Annotated in this window: 23 protein-coding genes and 1 tRNA gene; 22 read left to right on the top strand and 2 right to left on the bottom strand. The window is 67.0% G+C overall.

The features are described from left to right. The 20 genes from tpiA (at position 1) to IE209_RS04960 (ending at position 17,491) form a co-directional block, all read left to right on the top strand. Complete coding sequence (gene tpiA, locus IE209_RS05055; protein WP_189685856.1) at positions 1-756, top strand: triose-phosphate isomerase; 756 nt, start codon at positions 1-3, stop codon at positions 754-756. Positions 757-781: 25 nt separating this feature from the next. Then, the gene (secG, locus tag IE209_RS05050) at positions 782-1,162 is read left to right on the top strand and encodes a preprotein translocase subunit SecG (protein ID WP_145545334.1); all 381 of its coding nucleotides are present in this window, start codon (positions 782-784) and stop codon (positions 1,160-1,162) included. A gap of 157 nt (positions 1,163-1,319) precedes the next feature. Continuing rightward, positions 1,320-1,404: transfer RNA gene (locus IE209_RS05045), tRNA-Leu, on the top strand. 62 nt (positions 1,405-1,466) lie between these two features. Beyond that, complete coding sequence (locus IE209_RS05040; RefSeq protein WP_056658254.1) at positions 1,467-1,826, top strand: NADH-quinone oxidoreductase subunit A; 360 nt, start codon at positions 1,467-1,469, stop codon at positions 1,824-1,826. 27 nt (positions 1,827-1,853) lie between these two features. After that, positions 1,854-2,336 carry a NuoB/complex I 20 kDa subunit family protein gene (locus tag IE209_RS05035; protein WP_056175322.1) on the top strand — a complete coding sequence of 161 codons (483 nt, stop codon included), beginning with the start codon at positions 1,854-1,856 and terminating at the stop codon, positions 2,334-2,336. Positions 2,337-2,339: 3 nt separating this feature from the next. Then, positions 2,340-2,948, top strand: coding sequence for an NADH-quinone oxidoreductase subunit C (locus IE209_RS05030; protein WP_189685855.1), 609 nt, complete (start codon positions 2,340-2,342; stop codon positions 2,946-2,948). A gap of 28 nt (positions 2,949-2,976) precedes the next feature. Then, the gene (locus IE209_RS05025) at positions 2,977-4,230 is read left to right on the top strand and encodes an NADH-quinone oxidoreductase subunit D (RefSeq protein WP_189685854.1); all 1,254 of its coding nucleotides are present in this window, start codon (positions 2,977-2,979) and stop codon (positions 4,228-4,230) included. Further along, positions 4,227-4,772, top strand: coding sequence for an NADH-quinone oxidoreductase subunit NuoE family protein (locus tag IE209_RS05020; protein ID WP_189685853.1), 546 nt, complete (start codon positions 4,227-4,229; stop codon positions 4,770-4,772). Before IE209_RS05025 ends, IE209_RS05020 begins: the two co-directional genes overlap by 4 nt. Further along, positions 4,769-6,121, top strand: a complete 1,353-nt coding sequence (gene nuoF / locus IE209_RS05015) for an NADH-quinone oxidoreductase subunit NuoF (protein ID WP_189685852.1) — start codon at positions 4,769-4,771, stop codon at positions 6,119-6,121. Before IE209_RS05020 ends, nuoF begins: the two co-directional genes overlap by 4 nt. A 16-nt stretch (positions 6,122-6,137) precedes the next feature. Beyond that, a complete protein-coding gene (gene nuoG, locus IE209_RS05010; protein WP_189685851.1) occupies positions 6,138-8,282 on the top strand; it encodes an NADH-quinone oxidoreductase subunit NuoG in 2,145 nt (714 codons plus the stop codon). Continuing rightward, the gene (gene nuoH / locus IE209_RS05005; protein WP_145545341.1) at positions 8,279-9,355 is read left to right on the top strand and encodes an NADH-quinone oxidoreductase subunit NuoH; all 1,077 of its coding nucleotides are present in this window, start codon (positions 8,279-8,281) and stop codon (positions 9,353-9,355) included. The genes nuoG and nuoH overlap by 4 nt, the downstream gene beginning before the upstream one ends. Before the next feature lie 14 nt (positions 9,356-9,369). Next, positions 9,370-9,882, top strand: coding sequence for an NADH-quinone oxidoreductase subunit NuoI (gene nuoI / locus IE209_RS05000; protein ID WP_056658275.1), 513 nt, complete (start codon positions 9,370-9,372; stop codon positions 9,880-9,882). Between the two features lie 24 nt (positions 9,883-9,906). Beyond that, positions 9,907-10,566: an NADH-quinone oxidoreductase subunit J gene (locus IE209_RS04995; RefSeq protein ID WP_189685850.1), complete on the top strand. Its 660-nt coding sequence runs from the start codon at positions 9,907-9,909 to the stop codon at positions 10,564-10,566. Beyond that, positions 10,563-10,871, top strand: a complete 309-nt coding sequence (gene nuoK / locus IE209_RS04990; protein ID WP_056175349.1) for an NADH-quinone oxidoreductase subunit NuoK — start codon at positions 10,563-10,565, stop codon at positions 10,869-10,871. The genes IE209_RS04995 and nuoK overlap by 4 nt, the downstream gene beginning before the upstream one ends. Positions 10,872-10,881: 10 nt before the next feature. After that, entirely contained in the window at positions 10,882-12,909 is a 2,028-nt protein-coding gene (nuoL, locus tag IE209_RS04985; RefSeq protein ID WP_189685849.1) for an NADH-quinone oxidoreductase subunit L, read from the top strand. 21 nt (positions 12,910-12,930) lie between these two features. Continuing rightward, on the top strand, positions 12,931-14,406 hold the full coding sequence (locus tag IE209_RS04980) for an NADH-quinone oxidoreductase subunit M (protein WP_189685848.1): 1,476 nt from the start codon (positions 12,931-12,933) through the stop codon (positions 14,404-14,406). 21 nt (positions 14,407-14,427) lie between these two features. Then, on the top strand, positions 14,428-15,912 hold the full coding sequence (gene nuoN / locus IE209_RS04975; protein WP_189685847.1) for an NADH-quinone oxidoreductase subunit NuoN: 1,485 nt from the start codon (positions 14,428-14,430) through the stop codon (positions 15,910-15,912). Position 15,913: 1 nt separating this feature from the next. Continuing rightward, positions 15,914-16,216, top strand: a complete 303-nt coding sequence (locus IE209_RS04970; RefSeq protein WP_189685846.1) for a DUF2818 family protein — start codon at positions 15,914-15,916, stop codon at positions 16,214-16,216. A 226-nt stretch (positions 16,217-16,442) separates the two neighbouring features. Next, on the top strand, positions 16,443-17,042 hold the full coding sequence (locus IE209_RS04965; RefSeq protein ID WP_189685845.1) for an NUDIX domain-containing protein: 600 nt from the start codon (positions 16,443-16,445) through the stop codon (positions 17,040-17,042). 8 nt (positions 17,043-17,050) lie between these two features. Continuing rightward, the gene (locus IE209_RS04960; protein WP_189685844.1) at positions 17,051-17,491 is read left to right on the top strand and encodes a DUF1178 family protein; all 441 of its coding nucleotides are present in this window, start codon (positions 17,051-17,053) and stop codon (positions 17,489-17,491) included. 66 nt (positions 17,492-17,557) lie between these two features. On the opposite strand, the gene IE209_RS04955 is transcribed toward IE209_RS04960, so the two are convergent. After that, on the bottom strand, positions 17,558-18,865 hold the full coding sequence (locus IE209_RS04955; protein ID WP_145545349.1) for a Glu/Leu/Phe/Val family dehydrogenase: 1,308 nt from the start codon (positions 18,863-18,865) through the stop codon (positions 17,558-17,560). Between the two features lie 126 nt (positions 18,866-18,991). Beyond that, positions 18,992-20,797 carry an ABC transporter transmembrane domain-containing protein gene (locus IE209_RS04950; RefSeq protein ID WP_189685843.1) on the bottom strand — a complete coding sequence of 602 codons (1,806 nt, stop codon included), beginning with the start codon at positions 20,795-20,797 and terminating at the stop codon, positions 18,992-18,994. A gap of 90 nt (positions 20,798-20,887) precedes the next feature. On the opposite strand from IE209_RS04950, the gene IE209_RS04945 reads away from it, so the two are divergent. Both IE209_RS04945 and IE209_RS04940 read left to right on the top strand, forming a co-directional pair. Then, on the top strand, positions 20,888-21,418 hold the full coding sequence (locus IE209_RS04945) for a MarR family winged helix-turn-helix transcriptional regulator (RefSeq protein WP_189685842.1): 531 nt from the start codon (positions 20,888-20,890) through the stop codon (positions 21,416-21,418). Next, positions 21,415-22,866 (top strand): efflux transporter outer membrane subunit, encoded by a 1,452-nt coding sequence (locus IE209_RS04940; protein WP_189685841.1) that lies wholly within the window; start codon positions 21,415-21,417, stop codon positions 22,864-22,866. The genes IE209_RS04945 and IE209_RS04940 overlap by 4 nt, the downstream gene beginning before the upstream one ends. The last annotated feature ends 18 nt before the right edge of the window (positions 22,867-22,884 follow it).

Raw genomic sequence — 22,884 nt, 5'->3', positions numbered from 1 at the left:
ATGAGCAAGAAGAAACTGATTGCAGGCAACTGGAAGATGAACGCCAGCCTGGCGGGCAGCGAGGCGCTGGTGCGCGGTGTGCTCGAAGGCCTGGCCGCGGCGCCCGCCGCGTGCGACGTGGCCGTGTGCGTGCCCGCGCCCTACCTCGCGGCCGTGCAGGGCTGGCTGGCGGGCCAAAGCGCCGTGCAGGCCGGCGCGCAGGACGTGTCGCAGCACGCCAGCGGCGCCTACACGGGCGAGGTCAGCGCCGACATGCTGCGCGAGTTCGGCGTGCGCTATGCCATCGTCGGCCACTCCGAACGCCGCCAGTACCACGGCGAGTCCGACGAGGTCGTCGCGGCCAAGACGCAGCGCGCGCTGGCCGCGGGCATCACGCCCATCGTCTGCGTGGGCGAGACGCTCGCCGAGCGCGAGGCCGGCCACACCGAAGAGGTGGTGCGCCGCCAGCTGGCTGCCGTCGTGCATGTCAACGGCCATTGCATCACCGAGATCGTCGTGGCGTACGAGCCCGTCTGGGCCATCGGCACCGGCAAGACCGCCACGCCCGAGCAGGCCCAGCAGGTGCATGCCGTGCTGCGCGCGCAACTGGCCGCGGCCAGCAGCCACGCCGACCGTATCCCGCTGCTGTACGGCGGCAGCATGAATGCGTCGAACGCGGCCAGCCTGCTGGCCCAACCCGACATCGACGGCGGCCTGATCGGCGGCGCGTCGCTCAAGGTCCCGGATTTCCTGGCCATCGTGGCCGCTGCCCGCTAAAGGGCCCACAAGAGGTGTTGCAGAGATGAATGTGTTGTTGAACCTGGTCCTGGCCGTGCAGATCCTGTCTGCGCTCGGAATGATCGGGCTGATCCTGATCCAGCATGGCAAAGGGGCGGACATGGGCGCCGCCTTCGGCAGCGGCAGTGCCGGCAGCCTGTTCGGCGCGAGCGGCAGTGCCAACTTCCTGTCGCGCACCACGGCGGTGCTGGCCGTGGTGTTCTTCGTGGCGACGCTGGCGCTGGCCTACTTCGGCAACCGCCAGCCCACCAGCTCGGGCAGCGTTCTCGAACGCGCGGTGCAAGAGGCGCCGACGCCGGCATCGCAGATTCCGGGTTCGGGTGTTTCGGCGCCCGCAGCGCCTGCCGTTCCGGCCTCGGGCGCGGGCCAGATCCCGACGCAATGAACCCACGCTGGTGCGTCGTCCGGCGCACCAGCGAAATTTCCCTGGCGCCGGCCCGGGAACCCCCCAGTTTCAGGGTAAACTCGAATGCTGTCTGGAAAGCCAAACAACTAGCTCGACAAGAGCCAAGTTCCTCATGCCATCCAGGCACGACAAAACCGCCGTCGTGGTGAAATTGGTAGACACGCTATCTTGAGGGGGTAGTGGCGAAAGCTGTGCGAGTTCGAGTCTCGCCGACGGCACCAACAAAGTCGGCATGCAACCCAGCAGGGCTTGCATGCCGACGCAGCGGTGAAGAAGTCCCCAGATGAACCTCGGCCAATACCTCCCAGTCCTTTTGTTCATCCTGGTGGGTATAGCGGTCGGCATCGCACCGCAGTTGCTGGGCTACCTGCTCGGCCCCAACCGGCCCGACGCGGCCAAGAATTCCCCTTACGAGTGCGGCTTCGAAGCGTTCGAGAACGCGCGCATGAAGTTCGATGTGCGCTACTACCTCGTCGCCATCCTGTTCATCCTCTTCGACCTGGAAATCGCGTTCCTGTTCCCCTGGGCCGTGGCGCTGAAGGACGTTGGCGTGGTGGGCTTCTGGGCCGTCGTCATGTTCCTGGCCATCCTGGTCGTCGGGTTCGTCTACGAATGGAAGAAGGGTGCCCTGGACTGGGAATGATCCCGCCCGGCCCACTGGAGATTTGCTATGGCCATTGAAGGCGTTTTCAAGGAAGGCTTCGTCACGACCTCGTACGACGCGGTGGTGAACTGGGCCAAGACCGGCTCGCTGTGGCCCATGACCTTCGGTCTGGCCTGCTGCGCGGTCGAGATGATGCATGCGGCCGCTGCGCGCTACGACATCGGCCGCTTCGGCGCCGAGGTGTTCCGCGCCAGCCCGCGCCAGTCCGACCTCATGATCGTGGCCGGCACGCTGTGCAACAAGATGGCGCCGGCGCTGCGCAAGGTCTACGACCAGATGGCCGAGCCGCGCTGGGTGCTGTCCATGGGCTCGTGCGCCAACGGCGGCGGCTACTACCACTACAGCTATTCCGTGGTGCGCGGCTGCGACCGCATCGTGCCGGTCGACGTCTACGTGCCGGGCTGCCCGCCCACGGCCGAAGCGCTGATCTACGGGATCATCCAGCTGCAGCAGAAGATCCGCCGCACCCAAACCATTGCCCGCGTCTGATCCATGACCGTCTTTGCTGTTGATCCCCAAGTCCTGAAGGACACGGTCGCCACGACGCTGGGCGACAAGGCGCAAAGCCTCAAGCTCGAGCGCGGCGAGGTCACCGTGACCGTCAAGGTGGCCGACTACCTCGAGGCCATGCAGACCCTGCGCGACGCGCCCGGCTGCAAGTTCGAGCAGCTCGTCGACCTGTGCGGCGTCGATTACTCGGCGTACCGTGACAGCGTCTGGGAAGGCCCGCGCTTCTGCGTGGTCTCGCACCTGCTGTCCGTGAACCTGAACCAGCGCCTGCGCGTGAAGGTCTTCTGCGCAGATGACGACCTGCCCATGCTGCCGTCCCTCATGCACGTCTGGGCCTCGGCCAACTGGTTCGAGCGCGAGGCCTTCGACCTGTACGGCATCCTGTTCGAAGGCCACATCGACCTGCGCCGCATCCTGACCGACTACGGTTTCATCGGCCATCCGTTCCGCAAGGACTTCCCGTTGTCGGGCCATGTGGAAATGCGCTATGACGAAGAGCTGCGCCGCGTGGTCTACCAACCGGTGACCATCGAGCCGCGCGAGATCACGCCCCGCGTGATCCGCGAAGACAACTACGGCGGCCTGCACTGAAGTCGCGAGGCCGACCCGCGGACACCCCATGGCAGAAATCAAGAACTACACCCTGAACTTCGGCCCGCAGCACCCGGCCGCGCACGGCGTGCTGCGGCTGGTGATGGAGCTCGACGGCGAGGTCGTGCAGCGCTGCGACCCGCACATCGGGCTGCTGCACCGTGCCACCGAAAAGCTGGCCGAACACAAGACCTTCATCCAGTCGCTGCCCTACATGGACCGGCTGGACTACGTCTCGATGATGTGCAACGAGCACGCCTACTGCCTGGCCATCGAGAAGCTGCTGGGCATCGCCGTGCCGATCCGTGCGCAGTACATCCGCGTGATGTTCTCCGAGATCACGCGCATGCTGAACCACCTCATGTGGCTCGGCTCGCACGGCAACGACTGCGGCAGCTCCACCATCCTGATCTACGCATTCCGCGAGCGCGAAGACCTGTTCGACATGTACGAGGCCGTCTCCGGCGCGCGCATGCACGCGGCCTACTTCCGTCCGGGCGGCGTCTACCGCGATCTGCCGGACACCATGCCGCAGTACACGGTCAGCAAGATCAAGAACGCCAAGGCGCTGGCGCGCATGAACGAGAACCGTCAGGGGTCCTTGCTGGACTTCATCGACGACTTCACCAAGCGCTTCACGACCTACCTGGGCGAGTACCACACGCTGTTGACCGACAACCGCATCTGGAAGCAGCGCACCGTGGGCATCGGCGTCATGGATGCCGACCGCGCGCTGAACCTGGGCCTCACGGGCCCGATGCTGCGCGGTTCCGGCATCGCCTGGGACCTGCGCAAGAAGCAGCCCTACGACGTCTACGACCGTGTCGACTTCGACATCCCGGTCGGCAAGACCGGCGACAGCTACGACCGCTACCTCGTTCGCATGGAAGAGCTGGCCCAGTCCAACCGCATCATCAAGCAGTGCGTGGACTGGCTGCGCGCCAACCCCGGCCCCGTGATCACCGACAACCACAAGGTGGCCGCGCCCTCGCGCGAGGGCATGAAGGCCAACATGGAAGAGCTGATCCACCACTTCAAGCTCTTCACCGAAGGTTTCCACGTGCCCGAAGGCGAGGCCTACGCCGCCGTCGAGCATCCCAAGGGCGAATTCGGCATCTACCTCGTCAGCGACGGTGCCAACAAGCCCTACCGCCTGAAGATCCGTCCGCCCGGCTTCGTGCACCTGGCTGCGCTCGACGAGATGTCGCGCGGCCACATGCTGGCCGATGCCGTCGCGATCATCGGCACCTTGGACATCGTGTTCGGAGAGATCGACCGATGAGCGCAGCAGCTCCCCATTCCGCATCCGCCACGCCAGCGCCTGCCTTGTCGCAGGAGACGCTGGACCGCTTCGCGCGCGAGATCGCGAAGTACCCCTACGAAGGCCGCGCTTCGGCCGTGATGGCCTGCCTGTCGATCGCACAGCAGCAGCACGGCCACGTCTACCCCGAGCACGAGAAGATCATCGGCGAGCTGCTGGGCATGCCGACCATCGCCGTGCACGAGGTCACGACCTTCTACAACATGTACAACCAGCAGCCGGTCGGCAAGTTCAAGCTGAACGTCTGCACCAACCTGCCGTGCCAGCTGCGCGACGGCTACAAGGCGCTGCACCACCTGGAGCAAAAGCTCGGCATCGCGATGGGCGAGACCACGGCCGATGGCCTGTTCACGCTGCAGCAGAGCGAATGTCTGGGCGCCTGCGCCGACTCCCCGGTGATGCTGGTCAACGACCGCACCATGTGCAGCTTCATGAGCACGGATAAGCTCGACCAGCTCGTCGACGGGTTGCGTGCGGCCGCGGCACAGGAGGGCAAGGCATGAACGCGGATCAAGTTCTGGCGCAGTTCGCCGCCACCGGCGTGCAGACCTGCTTCCATGGACGCCACATCAACCCGCAGATCTATGCCGATCTGAACGGCAGCAATTGGCGCCTGAAGGACTACGAGTCGCGCGGCGGCTACCAGGCCTTGAAGAAGATCCTGGCCGCGGACGGCGGCGAGGGCCTCACGCAGGACCAGGTCATCGCGACCGTCAAGGAATCGGCCCTGCGCGGCCGCGGCGGCGCGGGTTTCCCGAGCGGCCTGAAGTGGAGCTTCATGCCGCGCCAGTTCCCGGGCCAGAAGTACCTGGTCTGCAACTCGGACGAGGGCGAGCCCGGTACCTGCAAGGACCGCGACATCATGATGTACAACCCGCACATCGTGATCGAGGGCATGATCATCGCGGCCTACGCGATGGGCATCACGGTCGGCTACAACTACATCCACGGCGAGATCTTCCAGGTCTACGAGCGCTTCGAAGAGGCGCTGGAAGAAGCGCGCGCGGCCGGCTACCTGGGCGACAACATCCTGGGCAGCAAGCACAGCTTCCAGCTGCACGCCTCGCACGGCTTCGGCGCCTACATCTGCGGCGAAGAAACTGCGCTGCTGGAATCGCTGGAAGGCAAGAAGGGCCAGCCGCGCTTCAAGCCGCCGTTCCCGGCCAGCTTCGGCCTGTACGGCAAGCCGACCACGATCAACAACACCGAGACCTTCGCGGCCGTGCCCTGGATCATCCGCAACGGCGGCCAGGCCTACCTCGAGTGCGGCAAGCCGAACAACGGTGGCACCAAGATCTTCTCGGTTTCGGGCGACGTGGAACTGCCCGGCAACTACGAGATCCCGCTCGGCACGCCGTTCACCAAGCTGCTCGAGCTGGCCGGCGGCGTGCGCGGCGCGGACAAGGGCCGCACTCTCAAGGCCGTGATCCCGGGCGGCTCGTCCTCGCCGGTGCTGCCGGCCGCGATCATGAACGAGTGCACGATGGACTACGACTCCATCGCCAAGGCCGGCTCCATGCTGGGCTCGGGCGCACTGATCGTGATGGACGACACGCGCTGCATGGTGGAGTCGCTCAAGCGCCTGTCGTACTTCTACATGCACGAGTCCTGCGGCCAGTGCACGCCCTGCCGCGAAGGCACGGGCTGGCTCTGGCGCCTGGTGGACAAGGTGCACCGTGGGGCAGGGCAGTCCAGCGACATGGATCTGCTGAACTCCATCGCCGACAACATCCAGGGCCGCACCATCTGTGCATTGGGCGATGCCGCCGCGATGCCTGTGCGCGCCATGATCAAGCACTTCCGCCACGAGTTCGAGGCCATGTGCAAGAAACCCGCGACGGCGCAGGCCTGAACGAGAAGCACCCGATATGGTTGAAATCCAAGTCGACGGCAAGAAGGTCGAGATCGCCGAAGGCAGCATGGTCATGCATGCGGCCGACAAGGCCGGGACCTACATCCCGCATTTCTGCTACCACAAGAAGCTGTCCATCGCGGCCAACTGCCGCATGTGCCTGGTGGACGTGGAGAAGGCGCCCAAGCCCATGCCGGCCTGCGCCACCCCGGTCACGCAGGGCATGGTCGTCCACACCAAGAGCGACAAGGCGCTGAAGGCGCAGAAGTCGGTCATGGAGTTCCTGCTCATCAACCACCCGCTGGATTGCCCGATCTGCGACCAGGGCGGCGAATGCCAGCTGCAGGACCTGGCCGTGGGCTACGGCGGTTCGTCCTCGCGCTACGCCGAGGAAAAGCGCGTGGTGTTCCACAAGGACGTGGGCCCGCTGATCTCCATGGAGGAGATGAGCCGCTGCATCCACTGCACGCGCTGTGTGCGCTTCGGCCAGGAAGTGGCCGGCATCATGGAACTGGGCATGATCCACCGGGGCGAGCACTCCGAGATCACGACCATCACGGGCGAGACCGTGGACTCCGAGCTGTCGGGCAACATGATCGACATCTGCCCGGTCGGTGCGCTCACGAGCAAGCCCTTCCGCTACAGCGCCCGCACCTGGGAACTGTCGCGCCGCAAGAGCGTGAGCCCGCACGATTCCACGGGTGCGAACCTGATCGTGCAGGTCAAGAACCACAAGGTCATGCGCGTGGTGCCGCTCGAGAACGAGGCCGTCAACGAGTGCTGGATCGCCGACCGCGACCGCTTCTCCTATGAAGCCCTGAACAGCGACGAGCGCCTGACGCAGCCCATGCTCAAGCAGGGCGGGCAATGGCAGACCGTGGACTGGCAGACCGCGCTGGAATACGTGGCCAATGGCCTCAAGCAGATCAAGGCCGACCACGGCGCGCCCAGTATCGGCCTGCTGGCCAGCCCGCACAGCACGCTCGAGGAGCTGAGCCTGGCCGGCGCCCTGGTGCGCGGCCTGGGCAGCGACAACATCGACCACCGCCTGCGCCATGCCGAATTCGCCCCGAGCGAAGGCGTGCGTTGGCTGGGCATGCCGATCACAGCGCTGTCCACGCTGCAGCGCGTGCTGGTCGTGGGTTCCAACCTGCGCAAGGACCATCCGCTGTTCGCACAGCGCATCCGCCAGGCCGCCCGCAAGGGCGCCAAGGTCCATGCCATCGCTTCGTGCAGCCAACTGCCCGATGCGGACGCCTGGGCCATGACGCTCTCCGCCACGCTCAAGGCCGAAGCCGGTGACTGGCTGCAGGCCCTGGCCGATGTGGCCACCGCCATCGGCGCCGAGAAGGGCGTTGCCGCGCCGGCCGCAGGCCAGGCGCACGACGCCGCCAAGGCCGTCGCGCAGTCGCTGCTCTCCGGTGAGCGCAAGGCCGTGCTGCTGGGCAATGCCGCCGCACACCACGGCCAGGCCGCGAGCCTGCTGGCGCTGGCGCAGTGGATCGCCGAGCAGACCGGCGCGAGCTTCGGTTACCTGACCGAGGCCGCCAACACCGTGGGCGCGCAGTTCGTCGGCGCCCAGCCCAAGGCCGACGGCCGCAACGCCGGCCAGATGCTGGCTGGCGGTCTCAAGGCCGTGCTGCTGCTCAACAACGAGCCCGAGTTCGACTCCGCTGCCGGCGCCGGTGCCGCTGCGGCACTCGACGCGGCCGAGATGGTCGTCACGTTGAGCCCGTTCAAGGCCAACATGGCGTTCTCCGACGTGCTGCTGCCGATCGCTCCGTTCACCGAAACCTCGGGCAGCTTCGCCAACGCCGAAGGCCGCGTGCAGAGCTTCCACGCCGTGGTGCGCCCGCTCGGCGAGACGCGCCCGGCCTGGAAGGTGATCCGTGTGCTGGGCAACATGCTGGGCCTGCCGGGCTTCGCCCAGGAGTCCTCGCAGGACGTGCTGGCCGCGCTGGGCCTGGCCCAGGTCGACGGTGTCGCGCGCATCCCGGCCGAGCGCCTGTCGAACGCAACGCGTGCCAGCGTTGCCGCCGCCAAGGCGGTGGCGGCGCCGGCCGTCGCCAGCATTTACCAGTTGGACAGCCTGGTGCGCCGGGCCACGTCCTTGCAGTTGACCGCGGATGCGCGGCAAGCCCAGGGAGCGAGCGCAGCATGATCGACAGCATCTACGGTTTCGGCCAAGGCCTGGTCGCAGCCAGCTGGTGGACCGGCGGCATCTGGCCCGTGGTCTGGGGCATGATCAAGATCCTCTGCGTGCTGCTGCCCCTGCTGGGCGCGGTGGCCTACGCGACGTTGTGGGAGCGCAAGTTCCTGGGCTGGATCCAGGTCCGCCACGGTCCCAACCGCGTCGGCCCGCTCGGCCTCTTGCAGCCCATCGCCGACGCGCTCAAGCTCTTGACCAAAGAGCTGATCAACCCGTCCGCTGCCAGCAGCGGCCTCTTCCGCCTGGGCCCCATCATGGCCATCATGCCGGCGCTGGCCGCCTGGGTGGCCGTGCCCTTCGGCCCCGAGGCCGTGATCGCCAACGTGAACGCCGGTCTGCTGCTGATCATGGCCATCACCTCGATCGAGGTCTATGGCGTGATCATCGCGGGCTGGGCCTCGAACTCGAAGTACGCCTTCCTGGGCGCGCTGCGTGCCTCGGCTCAGATGGTGAGCTACGAGATCGCGATGGGCTTTTGCCTCGTGATCGTGATCATGGTGTCGGGCAGCCTGCACCTGGGCGAGATCGTCGCTGCGCAGGCCAAGGGCATGGGCGCCAACATGGGCCTGGACTTCCTGTCCTGGAACTGGCTGCCGCTGCTGCCGGTGTTCGTGGTCTACCTGATCTCGGGCGTGGCCGAAACCAACCGACACCCCTTCGACGTGGTCGAAGGCGAGGCCGAGATCGTGGCCGGCCACATGGTCGAGTACTCGGGCATGGGCTTTGCCATCTTCTTCCTGGCCGAGTACGCCAGCATGTGGCTGGTGTCCATCCTCGCGGTGCTGATGTTCCTGGGCGGCTGGCTCTCGCCCATCGGCTTCCTGGACTTCATTCCGGGCTGGATCTGGCTGGGCCTGAAGACCTTCTTCGTGCTCTCGCTGTTCATCTGGATCCGCGGCACCTTCCCACGCTTCCGTTACGACCAGATCATGCGTCTGGGTTGGAAGATCTTCATTCCGGTCACGCTGGTGTGGCTGCTGCTGGTCGGCGGCTGGATGCAGACGTCCTGGAACATCTGGAAATGAGCGGAGAACCCACGATGACCACCGCGACCGCTTCCTCTGGCTTCTCCGTCAAGGACTTCCTCAAGAGCTTCATGCTCGCCGAGCTCTTCAAGGGCATGGTGCTGACCGGCCGCTACGCCTTCAAGCGCAAGGTGACCGTGCAGTTCCCGGAAGAGAAGACCCCGCTGTCGCCGCGCTTCCGAGGTCTGCACGCGCTGCGCCGCTATGAGAACGGCGAAGAGCGCTGCATCGCCTGCAAGCTGTGCGAGGCCGTGTGCCCCGCCATGGCGATCACGATCGAGTCCGACGTGCGCGACGACGGTTCGCGCCGCACCACGCGCTACGACATCGACCTGACCAAGTGCATCTTCTGCGGCTTCTGCGAAGAGAGCTGCCCGGTCGATTCCATCGTCGAGACCCACATCCTCGAATACCACGGCGAAAAGCGCGGCGACCTGTACTTCACCAAGGACATGCTGCTGGCCGTGGGCGACCGCTACGAAAAAGAAATCTCGGCCGCCAAGGCTGCCGACGCCCCGTACCGTTAACGGCCAGGCGCCCCGAAGAAAAAAATGGACGTCAAGACAGGCTTCTTCTATCTGTTTTCGCTCGTGCTGCTGTTCGCGGCATTCCGGGTGATCACAGCGCGCAATCCGGTACATGCCGTGCTGTACCTGATCCTCGCGTTCTCGCAGGCTTCTGCGATCTGGCTGCTGCTGCAGGCCGAGTTCCTGGCCATCGTGCTGGTGCTGGTCTACCTGGGGGCGGTGCTCGTGCTGTTCCTGTTCGTCGTGATGATGCTGGACGTGGATGTCGAGGGCTTGCGCCAGGGCTTCTGGGAGCACTTCCCGCTGGCCGGTGCGATCGGCGTGCTGATCGCGCTGGAAATGGCGGCTGTGCTGATGGGCGGCTTCCGCGCCACCGATGAGTCGCGCAACCTAGCCGGCGCCGCCGCCCAGGCGGCCACGCAGGTCTCCAACACCAAGGCGCTGGGCATCCTGCTCTACACCGAGTACCTGTTCCCGGTGCAGGTGGCGGCCTGCATCCTGCTCGTGGCCATGATCGCCGCGATCGCGCTGACGCTGCGTGGCCGCAAGGACTCGCGCAACGTGCGTCCCGAAGACCAGATCCGTGTGCGGTCGGCCGACCGCGTCGCGCTGGTCAAGGTCGATCCCGTGCGCCCCGCACCCCCACCGCCCGCACCGGCAGCCGCCGAGGAGAAGAAGGCATGACGCTCAGTCTGGGTCATTTCCTGTCGCTGGGCGCGATGCTGTTCGCGCTGTCGGTGATCGGCATCTTCCTGAACCGCAAGAACCTGATCGTGCTGCTGATGGCCATCGAGCTGATGCTGCTGGCGGTCAACATGAACTTCGTGGCGTTCTCGTACTACCTGAACGACATGCACGGTCAGATCTTCGTGTTCTTCATCCTGACCGTGGCCGCGGCGGAATCCGCCATCGGCCTCGCGATCCTGGTGCTGTTGTTCCGCAACCGCTCCAGCATCAACGTGGACGAACTCAACACGCTCAAGGGCTGAGAACAACAACATGAGCCAAACACTCTCGGCCTCCACGCTGCTGGCCGTCCCGCTCGCACCGCTGGTCGGTTCCGCGCTGGCCGGCATCTTCGGCACCGCCTTCGGCGGCAACAAGATCGGCCGCCGCCTGTCGCACTCGCTGACCATCCTCGGCGTGCTCGTCGCCTTCGTCATCTCGGCCATGACGCTCAAGAGCGTGGCGCTGGACGGCGCGCGCTTCAACGAGACGCTGTACACCTGGATGGTGGTCGGCAACCTCAAGATGGAGGTCGGTTTCCTCGTCGACGGCCTCACGGCCATGATGATGGTCGTCGTGACCTTCGTGTCGCTGATGGTGCACATCTACACCATCGGCTACATGGAAGAGGACGCCGGCTACAACCGCTTTTTCGCCTACATCTCGCTGTTCACCTTCTCCATGCTGATGCTCGTCATGAGCAACAACATGCTGCAGCTGTTCTTCGGCTGGGAAGCCGTGGGCCTGGTGTCCTACCTGCTGATCGGCTTCTGGTTCAACCGTCCGACGGCCATCTTCGCCAACATGAAGGCCTTCCTGGTCAACCGTGTGGGCGACTTCGGCTTCATCCTGGGCATCGGCCTGATCGCCGCCTACGCCGGCACGCTGAACTACACCGAAGCCTTCGCCAAGGCCGACGAGCTGTCCAAGCTGGCCTTCCCGGGCACGGAATGGATGCTGATCACCGTGATCTGCATCTGCCTGTTCATCGGTGCCATGGGCAAGAGCGCACAGTTCCCGCTGCACGTCTGGCTGCCCGATTCCATGGAAGGCCCCACGCCGATCTCCGCGCTGATCCACGCCGCCACCATGGTGACGGCCGGCATCTTCATGGTGGCGCGCATGTCGCCGCTGTACGAGCTGTCCGAGACCGCGCTGAACTTCATCCTCGTGATCGGCTCCATCACGGCGCTGTTCATGGGCTTTCTGGGCATCATCCAGAACGACATCAAGCGCGTGGTGGCCTACTCCACGCTGTCGCAGCTGGGCTACATGACGGTGGCGCTGGGCGCATCGGCTTACTCGGTCGCGGTGTTCCACCTGATGACGCACGCCTTCTTCAAGGCCTTGCTGTTCCTTGGCGCCGGCTCGGTGATCATGGGCATGCACCACAACCAGGACATCCGCTGGATGGGCGGCGTGCGCAAGTACATGCCCATCACCTGGATCACCTCGCTGCTGGGCTCGCTGGCGCTGATCGGCACGCCGCTGTTCTCGGGCTTTTACTCCAAGGACAGCATCATCATCGCCACGCACGCCAGCCACCTGCCCGCGGCGGGCTTCGCGCAGTTCGCCGTCATGGCCGGCGTGTTCGTCACGGCGTTCTACTCGTTCCGCATGTACTTCCTGGTCTTCCACGGCAAGGAGCGCTACGACCAGAACCCCGACGCGCACCACCACGACGACCACCATGGCCACGACGACCACGGCCATGGCCACGATCCGCACGAGTCGCCCTGGGTCGTGACCGCGCCGTTGATCCTGCTGGCCATCCCCTCGGTCATCATCGGCTACCTGACCATCGGCCCGATGCTGTTCGGTGACTTCTTCAAGGACGCCATCTTCGTCAACGGCCAGATCCACCATGCCATGGCCGAGCTGGCCGAGGAGTACCACGGCCCCGTGGCGATGGCCCTGCACGGCCTGCAGACCGCACCGTTCTGGCTGGCGTTGGCCGGTGTGGCCCTGTCCTACTACATGTACATGGTCAACCCGGCGCTGCCGGCGGCCATCAAGCGTGCCTGCGGCCCGATCTACCGCCTGCTCGAGAACAAGTACTACATGGACTGGATCAACGAGAACATCCTGGCGCGCGGCGCCCGTGCCCTGGGCTACGGCCTGTGGAAGGGTGGCGACCAGGCCGTCATCGACGGCGCCGTGGTGAACGGTTCGTGGAAGCTCGTGGGCTGGGTGGCCGGCGTCGTGCGCCGCGTGCAGACCGGCTTCATCTACCACTACGCGCTGGTCATGATCCTCGGCATCTTCGTGCTGATGACGTACTTCGTCTGGTTCAACAAATAAGGCTGAGGGAGAAGAACAAAAATGGGTTTGTTGAGCCTTGCGATCTGGACGCCGATCTTCTTCGGCGCCGTGCTGCTGGCCCTCGGGAGGGATGAGTACGCGCGCGCCGTGCGCTGGGTGGCGCTGATCGGCGCCATCGTCAGCCTGCTGGTGACCTTGCCGCTGTACAGCGGCTTCGACAACACGACGGCTGCCATGCAGTTCGTCGAGAAGGCCCCCTGGATCGAACGCTTCAATGTGTTCTACCACCTGGGCGTGGACGGCATCTCGTTCTGGTTCGTGCTGCTGACGGCCTTCATCACGGTCATCGTCGTGATCGCCGGCTGGGAAGCCATCACCTCGCGCGTGAACCAGTACATGGGCGCCTTCCTGATCCTGTCGGGCCTGATGATCGGCGTGTTCTCCGCGTTGGACGGCCTGCTGTTCTACGTGTTCTTCGAAGCCACGCTGATCCCGATGTACCTGATCATCGGCATCTGGGGCGGGCCCAACAAGATCTACGCGGCGTTCAAGTTCTTCCTGTACACGCTGCTCGGTTCGCTGCTGCTGCTGATCGCGCTGATCTACCTGTACGTGCACTCGGGTGGCAGCTTCGACATCCAGACCTGGCACGACCTGCCGCTGCCGCGCACCGCGCAGACGCTGCTGTTCTTCGGTTTCTTCGCGGCGTTTGCCGTCAAGGTGCCGATGTGGCCGGTGCACACCTGGCTGCCCGACGTGCACGTGGAAGCGCCCACCGGCGGTTCCGCCGTGCTGGCGGCCATCATGCTGAAGCTCGGTGCCTACGGTTTCCTGCGCTTCTCGATGCCGATCGCACCAGACGCCGCGCACGAATGGGCTTGGCTGATGGTCGCGCTGTCGCTGATCGCCGTGGTCTACGTGGGCCTGGTTGCCATGGTCCAGCAGGACATGAAGAAGCTGGTGGCCTACTCCTCGGTCGCCCACATGGGCTTCGTCACGCTGGGCTTCTTCATCTTCAACGACCTGGGCGTCTCCGGCGGCCTGGTGCAGATGATCGCGCACGGCTTCGTCTCGGGTGCCATGTTCCTGTGCATCGGCGTGCTGTACGACCGCGTGCATTCGCGCGAGATCGCGGCCTACGGCGGCGTGGTCAACACCATGCCCAAGTTCGCGGCCTTCGCGCTGCTGTTCGCCATGGCCAACTGCGGCCTGCCGGGCACGGCCGGATTCGTCGGCGAGTGGATGGTGATCCTGGGCGCCGTGAAGGCCAACTTCTGGATCGGCCTGCTGGCCGCCACGGCGCTGATCTTCGGCGCGGCCTACACGCTGTGGATGTTCAAGCGCGTCTACCTGGGCCCCGTGGCCAACGACCACGTCAAGGAACTCGAAGACATCAACGCCCGCGAATTCCTGATGCTGGCGCTGCTGGCGATCGCGGTGCTGGCGATGGGCATCTATCCCAAGCCCTTCACCGATGTGATGGACGTGTCGGTGGCCGAGCTGCTCAAGCACGTCGCGGTGTCCAAGCTGAACTGAGCGGGCGAGAGAAGAAAAGATATGGACAAAATCAGCTGGATCACCGTTTATCCGGAAATCGTGCTGCTCGTCATGGCCTGCGTGATCGCGCTGGTCGACCTCGCGGTCAAGAGCCCGCGCCGCACCGCCACCTACGTGCTCACGCTGCTGAGCCTGGCCATCGTGGCCGTGCTGCACGGCACCTATGCCTCGGGCAACACCACCCTGTACGGCTTCGGCGGCATGGTCGTCAGCGACCCCATGGGCAACTGGCTCAAGTGCTTCGCCACCATCGCCGTGATGGTCACGCTGGTCTACAGCCGGCCATACTCGGCCGACCGCGGCATGCTGCGCGGCGGTGAGCTGTTCACGCTGTCGATGTTCGCGCTGCTGGGCATGTCGGTCATGATCTCGGGCGGCAACTTCCTGGTCATCTACATGGGCCTGGAACTGCTCACGCTGTCGAGCTACGCGCTCGTGGCGCTGCGCCGCGACAACGCGGTCGCCAGCGAAGCCGCGATGAAGTACTTCGTGCTGGGCGCGCTGGCGTCGGGCTTCCTGCTCTATGGCCTGTCGATGATGTATGGCGCCACCGGGTCGCTGGACCTCAACGAGGTCTTCAAGGCCGTGGCTTCGGGCCAGGTGCAGCACCAGGTGCTGGTGTTCGGTCTGGTGTTCATCGTCGCGGGCCTGGCCTTCAAGCTCGGCGTGGTGCCGTTCCACATGTGGGTGCCCGACGTCTACCACGGCGCGCCCACGGCCATCACGCTGATGATCGCCGGCGCGCCCAAGCTGGCCGCCTTCGCCATCGTGATCCGCCTGCTCGTGGAAGGCCTCTTGCCGCTGGCCATCGACTGGCAGCAGATGCTGGTCGTGCTGGCCGTGGCCTCGCTGCTGATCGGCAACCTGGCGGCGGTGATGCAGAGCAACCTGAAGCGCATGCTGGCCTACTCGACGATCTCGCAGATGGGCTTCGTGCTGCTGGGCCTGCTGGCCGGCGTCGTCAATGGCAACACCTTGTCGGCCGCCAACGCCTACAGCTCGGCCATGTTCTATGTCGTCACCTATGTGCTGACCACGCTGGCGAGCTTTGGCGTGCTGCTGTTGCTGGCACGTGAAGGCTTCGAGAGCGACGAGGTCGCCGACCTCGCCGGCCTGAACCAGCGCAGCCCGCTGTACGCGGCCGTCATGGCGATCTGCATGTTCTCGCTGGCCGGCATCCCGCCCATGGTGGGTTTCTATGCCAAGCTGTCGGTGCTGCAGACCCTGGTGGCTTCGGGCGAGGGCTCCCTGATCGGCCTGGCGATCTTCGCGGTCATCATGTCGCTGATCGGCGCCTTCTACTACCTGCGCGTGGTGAAGGTCATGTACTTCGATGCGCCGATCACGGCCACCACGGTCGCCGCACCGCTGGACGTGCGTGCCGTGCTGTCGGTCAACGGCGCGCTCGTGCTGCTGCTGGGCGTGGTCCCGGGCGGGCTGATGGCGCTGTGCGTGCAGGCCATCACCCTGACGCTGGGCACCTGAGTTGGCGCCCGATGCGGCGGTCTGGCTCGTGATCCTGGCGGCCGTGGTGGCCGCCAATCTGCCGTTCCTCACGCAGCGCCTGTTCCTGGCGCTGCGGCTCGCACAGGGCAAGGGCCTGGCCTGGCGGCTGTTGGAGCTGCTGGTCTACTACCTGCTGGTAGGCATTCTGGGCCTGCTGCTCGAACGCAACGTGGGCCGCATCGCGCCCCAGGGCTGGGAGTTCTACGCCGTGACCGCCGCGCTGTTCGTGACGCTGGCCTTTCCGGGCTTCGTCTGGCGCTACCTTCTGAAGCACCGGCACTGAGAACGTGTGAACGAACCGCTCACATCCACGCGAGGCCCCCAATGAGCTCCTGTTTCCATCATGATCGTCGCGCCCGGGGCCTCGCCCTTCGGGCCGGGGGCGCGCCAGGCCGCATGCGGGCGTTGCAGTCCTTGCCCGGGCACGAGCCCGGGCTGCGGCCTGCGCCTACGCCTGCGGCCCGCCGCACCCCGTCGTGGGCGCGATCGGTTCATTCACACGTTCTGAGATGACCACCGGCGACGACCACCTCATCGAGGAGACCGTGCAGCGCGAGGAACTGCTGCGCGGCCGTTTCCTGCAGGTTCTGCGCGACACCGTGCGCCTGCCTGATGGCGGCAGCGACACGCGCGAGTTCATCGTGCACCCGGGCGCCGTGATGGTCGTTCCGCTGCTCGACGATGGCCGCATCGTGCTGGAGCGCCAGTACCGCCACCCCATGGGGCGCGTGATGGTGGAGTTCCCGGCCGGCAAGCTCGATGCCGGCGAGGACACCTGGACCTGCGGTCGCCGCGAACTGCTGGAAGAGACCGGCTACACGGCGCGCGAGTGGGCCAAGGCCGGCGTGCTGCATCCGGTCATTTCCTATTCCACGGAGTTCATCGAGATCTGGTTCGCGCGCGGCCTCGCGCTGCAGGAGCGCCACCTCGACGCGGGCGAGTTCCTCGAGGTCTTCAGCGCCAGCGTGGACGAACTGCTGGCCTGGTGCCGCGACGGCACGGTCACCGACGCCAAGACCCTGAGCGCCGCGCTGTGGCTGCAGAATTGGCGTGCGGGCGCCTGGGACTTGCAGTGGCAGGCCAACCCGGACCTGGGCGCGGCCGGATAATCTTGCCCATGAAAGTCCTGGATCTCCAGTGTCCCCATGGCCACGGGTTCGAAGGCTGGTTCGGCTCGGAAGACGATTTCCAGTCGCAGCTGGCGCGTGGCCTCGTGGAATGCCCGGTCTGCGGCGACACGTCGGTCACCAAGAAACTGTCCGCGCCGCGCCTGAACCTGGGCGCGAGCGTGCCTGCGGAAAGCAAGCCGCGCGAAGTGGCGGCCGTCGATCCGCAACTGCAGGCCGCCTGGATGAAGATGGTGCGCCACGTGCTGGCCAACACCGAGGATGTGGGCGGGCGCTTTGCCGAAGAGGCGCGCCGCATCCACTACGGCGAGGCCGCGGAGCGCAACATCCGCGGCCAGGCCTCGCGCGAGGAAACCGAGTCCTTGCTGGAGGAGGGCATCCCGGTGATGCCCCTGCCGATCCCCAAGGCCCTCAAAGAGCCTTTGCAGTAGGCCAGGGCTGGGAACCTGTGCCCGTGGGGCACAGGGTGTGACCGCCTTCGGGCGGCCGGGCGGCGGTCAGGGATACAGCCCGCGCAGCTCGCGCGACTGCAGGATGCGCTGGCAGGCCACGATGAAGGTGGCCGTGCGCAGGCTGACCTTGTGTTGCTGCGCCACTTGCCAGACGCCCGCGAAGGCGTGCTGCATCACGCGCACGAGGCGCTTGTTGATCTCGTCCTCGTCCCAGAAGAAGCTCGAGAAGTCCTGCACCCATTCGAAGTAGCTGACCGTCACGCCGCCGGCGTTGGCGATCACGTCGGGCACCACGAGCACATTGCGGTCGTGCAGGATGTCGTCGGCGTCCGGCGTGGTCGGGCCGTTCGCGCCCTCGATGACCATGCGGGCCTGGATGCGGTGCGCGTTGTCCTTGGTGATCTGCTGCTCGAGCGCGGCCGGGATCAGGATGTCGCAGGGCACGTCCCAGAACTTCTCGACCGCGAGCTTCTCGGCCGCCTCGAAGCCGGCCACCGTGCCCTTGTCGGCCACGTGCTTGAGCAGCGCGGGCACGTCCAGGCCGGCCTCGCGGTAGATGGCGCCGCCATGGTCCTGCACCGCCACGATGCGCGAGCCCGCCTCGGCGAACAGCTTGGCCGCGATGCCGCCCACGTTGCCGAAGCCCTGCACGGCGATGCGCGCGGTGCTGACGTCCAGGCCGATGTTCTTGGCGGCCTCCGCGCCCACCGTGAACACGCCGCGGCCCGTGGCCTCGCGCCGGCCCAGCGAGCCGCCCAGGTCCACGGGCTTGCCGGTCACCACGCCCGTCGCCGTGGCACCCTGGTTCATGGAGTAGGTGTCCATCATCCAGGCCATGATCTGCTCGTTGGTGTTGACGTCCGGAGCCGGGATGTCCTTGGAGGGGCCGATGATGATGCCGATCTCGCTGGTGTAGCGGCGCGTCATGCGCTCGAGCTCGCCGCGCGAGAGGGTCTTGGGATCCACGCGGATGCCGCCCTTGGCACCGCCGTAGGGCACGTTGACGGCGGCGTTCTTGATCGACATCCAGGCCGACAGCGCCATGACCTCGGACAGCGTCACGTCCTGGTGGAAGCGCACGCCGCCCTTGCCCGGGCCGCGCGAGGTGTTGTGCTGCACGCGGTAGCCCTCGAAGTGGGCCACGCGGCCGTCGTCCATGTGGATGGGCACGTCCACCACCAGGATGCGCTTGGGCCGCTTGAGCGTCTCCACCCAGCGTGCCAGGTTGCCGAGGTAGGGTTCGACGCGGTCGACCTGCTGCAGGAAGATGCCCCAGGGGCCGAGGTGGTCGGCTTGCAAGTAGGAGGGCAGGGCGTGCGCGCCGGGCGCCGGCTTAGAGGAAGAGGTTGCCATGGACTGGCTCCTGTTGTTGTCGAGGAGCGCAAGCTTAGGCTTGGGCTGCCGGGCTTGTCCAAGCCCGGCAGCGGCTGCTTCGTGCCTTATGCATATCATGCATAGGCTGCCGGCGAAGGCGGGTGGCTACTGCGTGAACTGCAGCGCTGCCAGGCGCGCGTAGGTGCCGCCGGCCGCCACGAGCGCCGCGTGCGTGCCCTGTTCGACGATGCGGCCCTGCTCGAGCACGACGATGCGGTCGGCCTGCTGCACGGTGGCCAGCCGGTGCGCGATGACCAGCGTGGTGCGGCCCTGCATGGCCGACTCCAGCGCGGCCTGCACCATGCGCTCGCTCTCGGCATCGAGCGCGCTGGTGGCCTCGTCGAGCAGCAGCAGCGGGGCGTTCTTGAGCATGGCGCGGGCGATCGCGATGCGCTGGCGCTGGCCGCCCGACAGACGCACGCCGCGTTCGCCCAGGAAGCTGTCGTAGCCCTGCGGCAAGGCGGCGATGAAATCGTGCGCGAAGGCCGCGCGCGCCGCCGCCTCGACCTCGGCGTCGCTGGCGTCGGGCCGGCCGTAGCGGATGTTCTCGCGCGCGCTGGTGGAGAACAGCACCGGATCCTGCGGCACGATGCCGATGCGCCCGCGCAATTCGTCCAGCGCCATCTCGCGCGTGGGCACGCCGTCCAGCGCGATCGTGCCGCGCTCCTGGTCGTAAAAGCGCAGCAGCAGCTGGAACACCGTGCTCTTGCCGGCGCCGCTGGCGCCCACCAGGGCCACGGTTTCACCGGGTGCCACGGCCAGGCTGAAGTCGCTCAGCGCGGCCTGGGCCGGGCGCGACGGGTAGTGGAACGTCACGTCGGACAGTTCCACGCGGCTGCCGCCGTTGCGGGGGGGCGCCGCGGCCGGTTTGTCCGGCGAGGCGATCGGCGAGCGCATGTGCAGCAGCTCCATGAGCCGCTCGGTCGCACCGGCCGCCCGCAGCAGGTCGCCGTAGACCTCGCTCAGCGCGCCGAAGGCGCCGGCCAGGATGATGACGTAGACCACCGTCTGGCCCAGGTGGCCGGCCGAGATGTCGCCGCGCATGACGGCCTGCGTGCCCTGGTACAGGCCCCACAGCAGCGCGGCCGAGGTGGCCGTGATGATGAAGGCCACGAGCACGGCGCGCGCGCGCGTGCGCCGCACCGCGGTCTGGAAGGCGTTCTGTGTGGACTGCGTGAAGCGCGCGGCCTCGCGCGCCTCGGCCGTGTAGCTCTGCACCACGGGAATCGCGTTCAAGACCTCGGCCGCGATCGCGCTGGAATCGGCCACGCGGTCCTGGCTCGCGCGCGAGAGCTTGCGCACGCGCCGGCCGAACCACATGGTCGGCACCACCACGAGCACGAGGATGGCCAGCACCTGGGTCATCACATAGGGGTTGGACCAGACCAGCATCGCCAGCGCGCCCACGCCCATCACGGCATTGCGCAGGCCCACCGACAGCGAGGAGCCGACCACCGTCTGCACGAGCGTGGTGTCACCGGTCAGGCGCGACAGGACCTCGCCGGTCTGCGTGGTCTCGAAGAACTCGGGGCTCTGGCGCACCACGTGGCCATAGACCGCGTTGCGCAAGTCCGACGTCACGCGCTCGCCGAGCCAGCTGACCACGTAGTAGCGGCCGGCCGAGAACAGGCCCAGCGCGGCCGCCACGGCGAACAGCTCGAAGAAGTGCGTGCGCAGCGCGAGCAGGCGCGCGCCCGTGTCCGCCAGCGTGCTGCCGCCGCTGACCAGGCCGTTGTCGATCAGGCTGCGCAGCGCGAGCGGGAACACCAGCGTGGCGCCGGCAGCCAGCACCAGGAACAGCGCGGCCAGTGCGATCTGGCCCCGGTAGGGGGTCAGGAAGGGCAGCAGGCCACGCAGCGACCGCGGCGAGCCCTTGGCCGGCTCGGCCGCCGAATGTGCAGAAGAAGGCATGGGGCGTGAGTGTATCCAGCCGGGACTGCGGAAATTGTCATGACAAAAACAGCCTTGACAATAATTGCCTAGGCAATTAAATTCGCGCCCATGGACGAACGACCCTCGCACAAGCCCGTGCCCACCGCCGCTGGCCGCCCGCCGCCGGCCGATTTCTACGCGCCCACGACCTACAACCCGAGCGACAGCGTGGGCTACCTGATGCGCCGCATCATGTCCCTGGTGGCGCTGGCGGTGGAACGCGAACTGGAATCCACCGGCCTCACGCATGCACAGTGGATTCCGCTGTTCAAGCTGGCCGTGCATCCGGGTGGTGCCACCGTGGCCGAGCTCGCGCGGCTGTGCGAACTCGACGCGGGCGCCATGACGCGCCTGCTCGACCGGCTCGAGGCCAAGGGCCTGTGCCAGCGCGAGCGCTCCTCGGAAGACCGCCGTGTGGTGCGCCTGGCGCTGACCGAGCAGGGCAAGGCCGTGGCCGAACAAATCCCCGTGGCACTAAGCCGCGTGCAGAACGCCTACCTCGCCGGCTTCTCGCGCGAGGAATGGCTGCTGCTCAAGAGCTTCCTCTCCCGCATCCTGGACAACGCGCAGCAGGGCTGCGCCGGAAAGAAGAACCCATGACATCCGCTCCAAGCCTGCGCCTGACGCTGGCGGCCGCTCTGGCGCTGGCCCTGGCGGCCTGCGCCAACCCCTCGGGCATCGCGCCACGGGCGCAGCTGCGCGACGCCTCCACGGTCGGCGTGCCCGCGCCCACCGCGGCCACCGCGCCTGCCGTCGAGGCCGCATGGTGGCGCGCCTATGGCGATCCCGCGCTCGACCGGCTCGTCGACCAGGCCCTGGCCGGCAGTCCCAGCCTGGGGCTGGCGCAGGCACGGCTGGCCCGCGCCCTGGCCGTGGCCGAGGTGGCCGATGCTGCCTTGTTGCCGCAAGTCGGCCTGGGTGCGGACATCACGCGCCAGCGCTATACCGAAAACGGCGCCGTGCCCGCGCCGCTGGCCGGCTCCGTGCGCAACAACGGCCTGCTGCAACTGTCCAGCAGCTGGGAGCTCGATTTCTTCGGCAAGAACCGCGCCGCGCTCGACGCGGCCCTGGGTGGGGCCCGCGCGGCCGCAGCCGACGCCCAGGCCGCGCGTGCGCTGCTGGCCCAGCAGGTCGTGCGCGGCTGGCTGCAGCTGGCCCGTGCGCAGGACCAGTTGGCCGTGGCGGAGCGCACGCTGGCCCAGCGCGGCGAGCAATTGGCCCTGGTGAAGGACCGGCTCGACGCCGGCCTGGACACGCGGCTGGAACTGCGCCAGGCCGAGGGTGGCCTGCCCGAGGCGCGCCAGCAGATCGAAGCGCTGCGCGAGCAGATCCAGCTCGCGCGCCACGCATTGGCCGCGCTCGCGGCGCTGCCGCCGGCCGCTTTGCAGGACGCCGCGCCCTCGCTGGCGCGCCTGCAGGTGCCCAGCCTGCCGACGGCCCTTCCGGCCGACCTGCTGGGCCGCCGCGCTGACGTGCAGGCCGCGCGCTGGCGCGTCGAGGCCGCCACGCGCGACGTGGATTCCGCGCGCGCCCAGTTCTATCCCAACATCAGCCTGACCGGCTTCGCGGGCCTGTCCAGCATCGGCCTGTCCAACCTGCTCGAGGCCGGCAGCCTGCAATGGGGCATCGGCCCGGCGCTGCGCCTGCCGCTCTTCGACGCGGGCCGGCTGCGCGCCAACCTGCGCGGCAAGGCTGCCGATGTCGACGCCGCCGTGGAAAGCTACAACGGCGCCATCGTCGGCGCCGTGCGCGAGGTGGCCGACCAGCTCGTCTCGGCGCGCTCGGTGGCCGTGCAGCAGCAGGAGCAGCGCGCCGCGCAGGAGGCCGCCGAGGGCGCCTACGCCATCGCCAAACAGCGCTACGGCGCGGGCCTGGGCAACTACCTGCAGGTGCTGACCGCCGAATCCAACGTGCTGGCCCAGCGCCGCCAGCAGGTCGAACTGGCCGCCCGCGCGCTCGACGTGCAGGCCCAGCTGGCCCACGCATTGGGCGGCGGCGTCACGGTCGATGCCGCACCCGCCACGCCACTGGCCCAGAACACGCGCTGAGCCGCCTTTTCCTTCCGG

It is taken from the genome of Pseudorhodoferax aquiterrae, from assembly GCF_014652235.1.
GTDB classification, from domain to species: Bacteria; Pseudomonadota; Gammaproteobacteria; order Burkholderiales; family Burkholderiaceae_C; genus Pseudorhodoferax; species Pseudorhodoferax aquiterrae.
The sequence above is the reverse complement of the archived record's forward strand: the minus strand, read 5'-3'. Positions and strand labels throughout refer to the sequence as shown.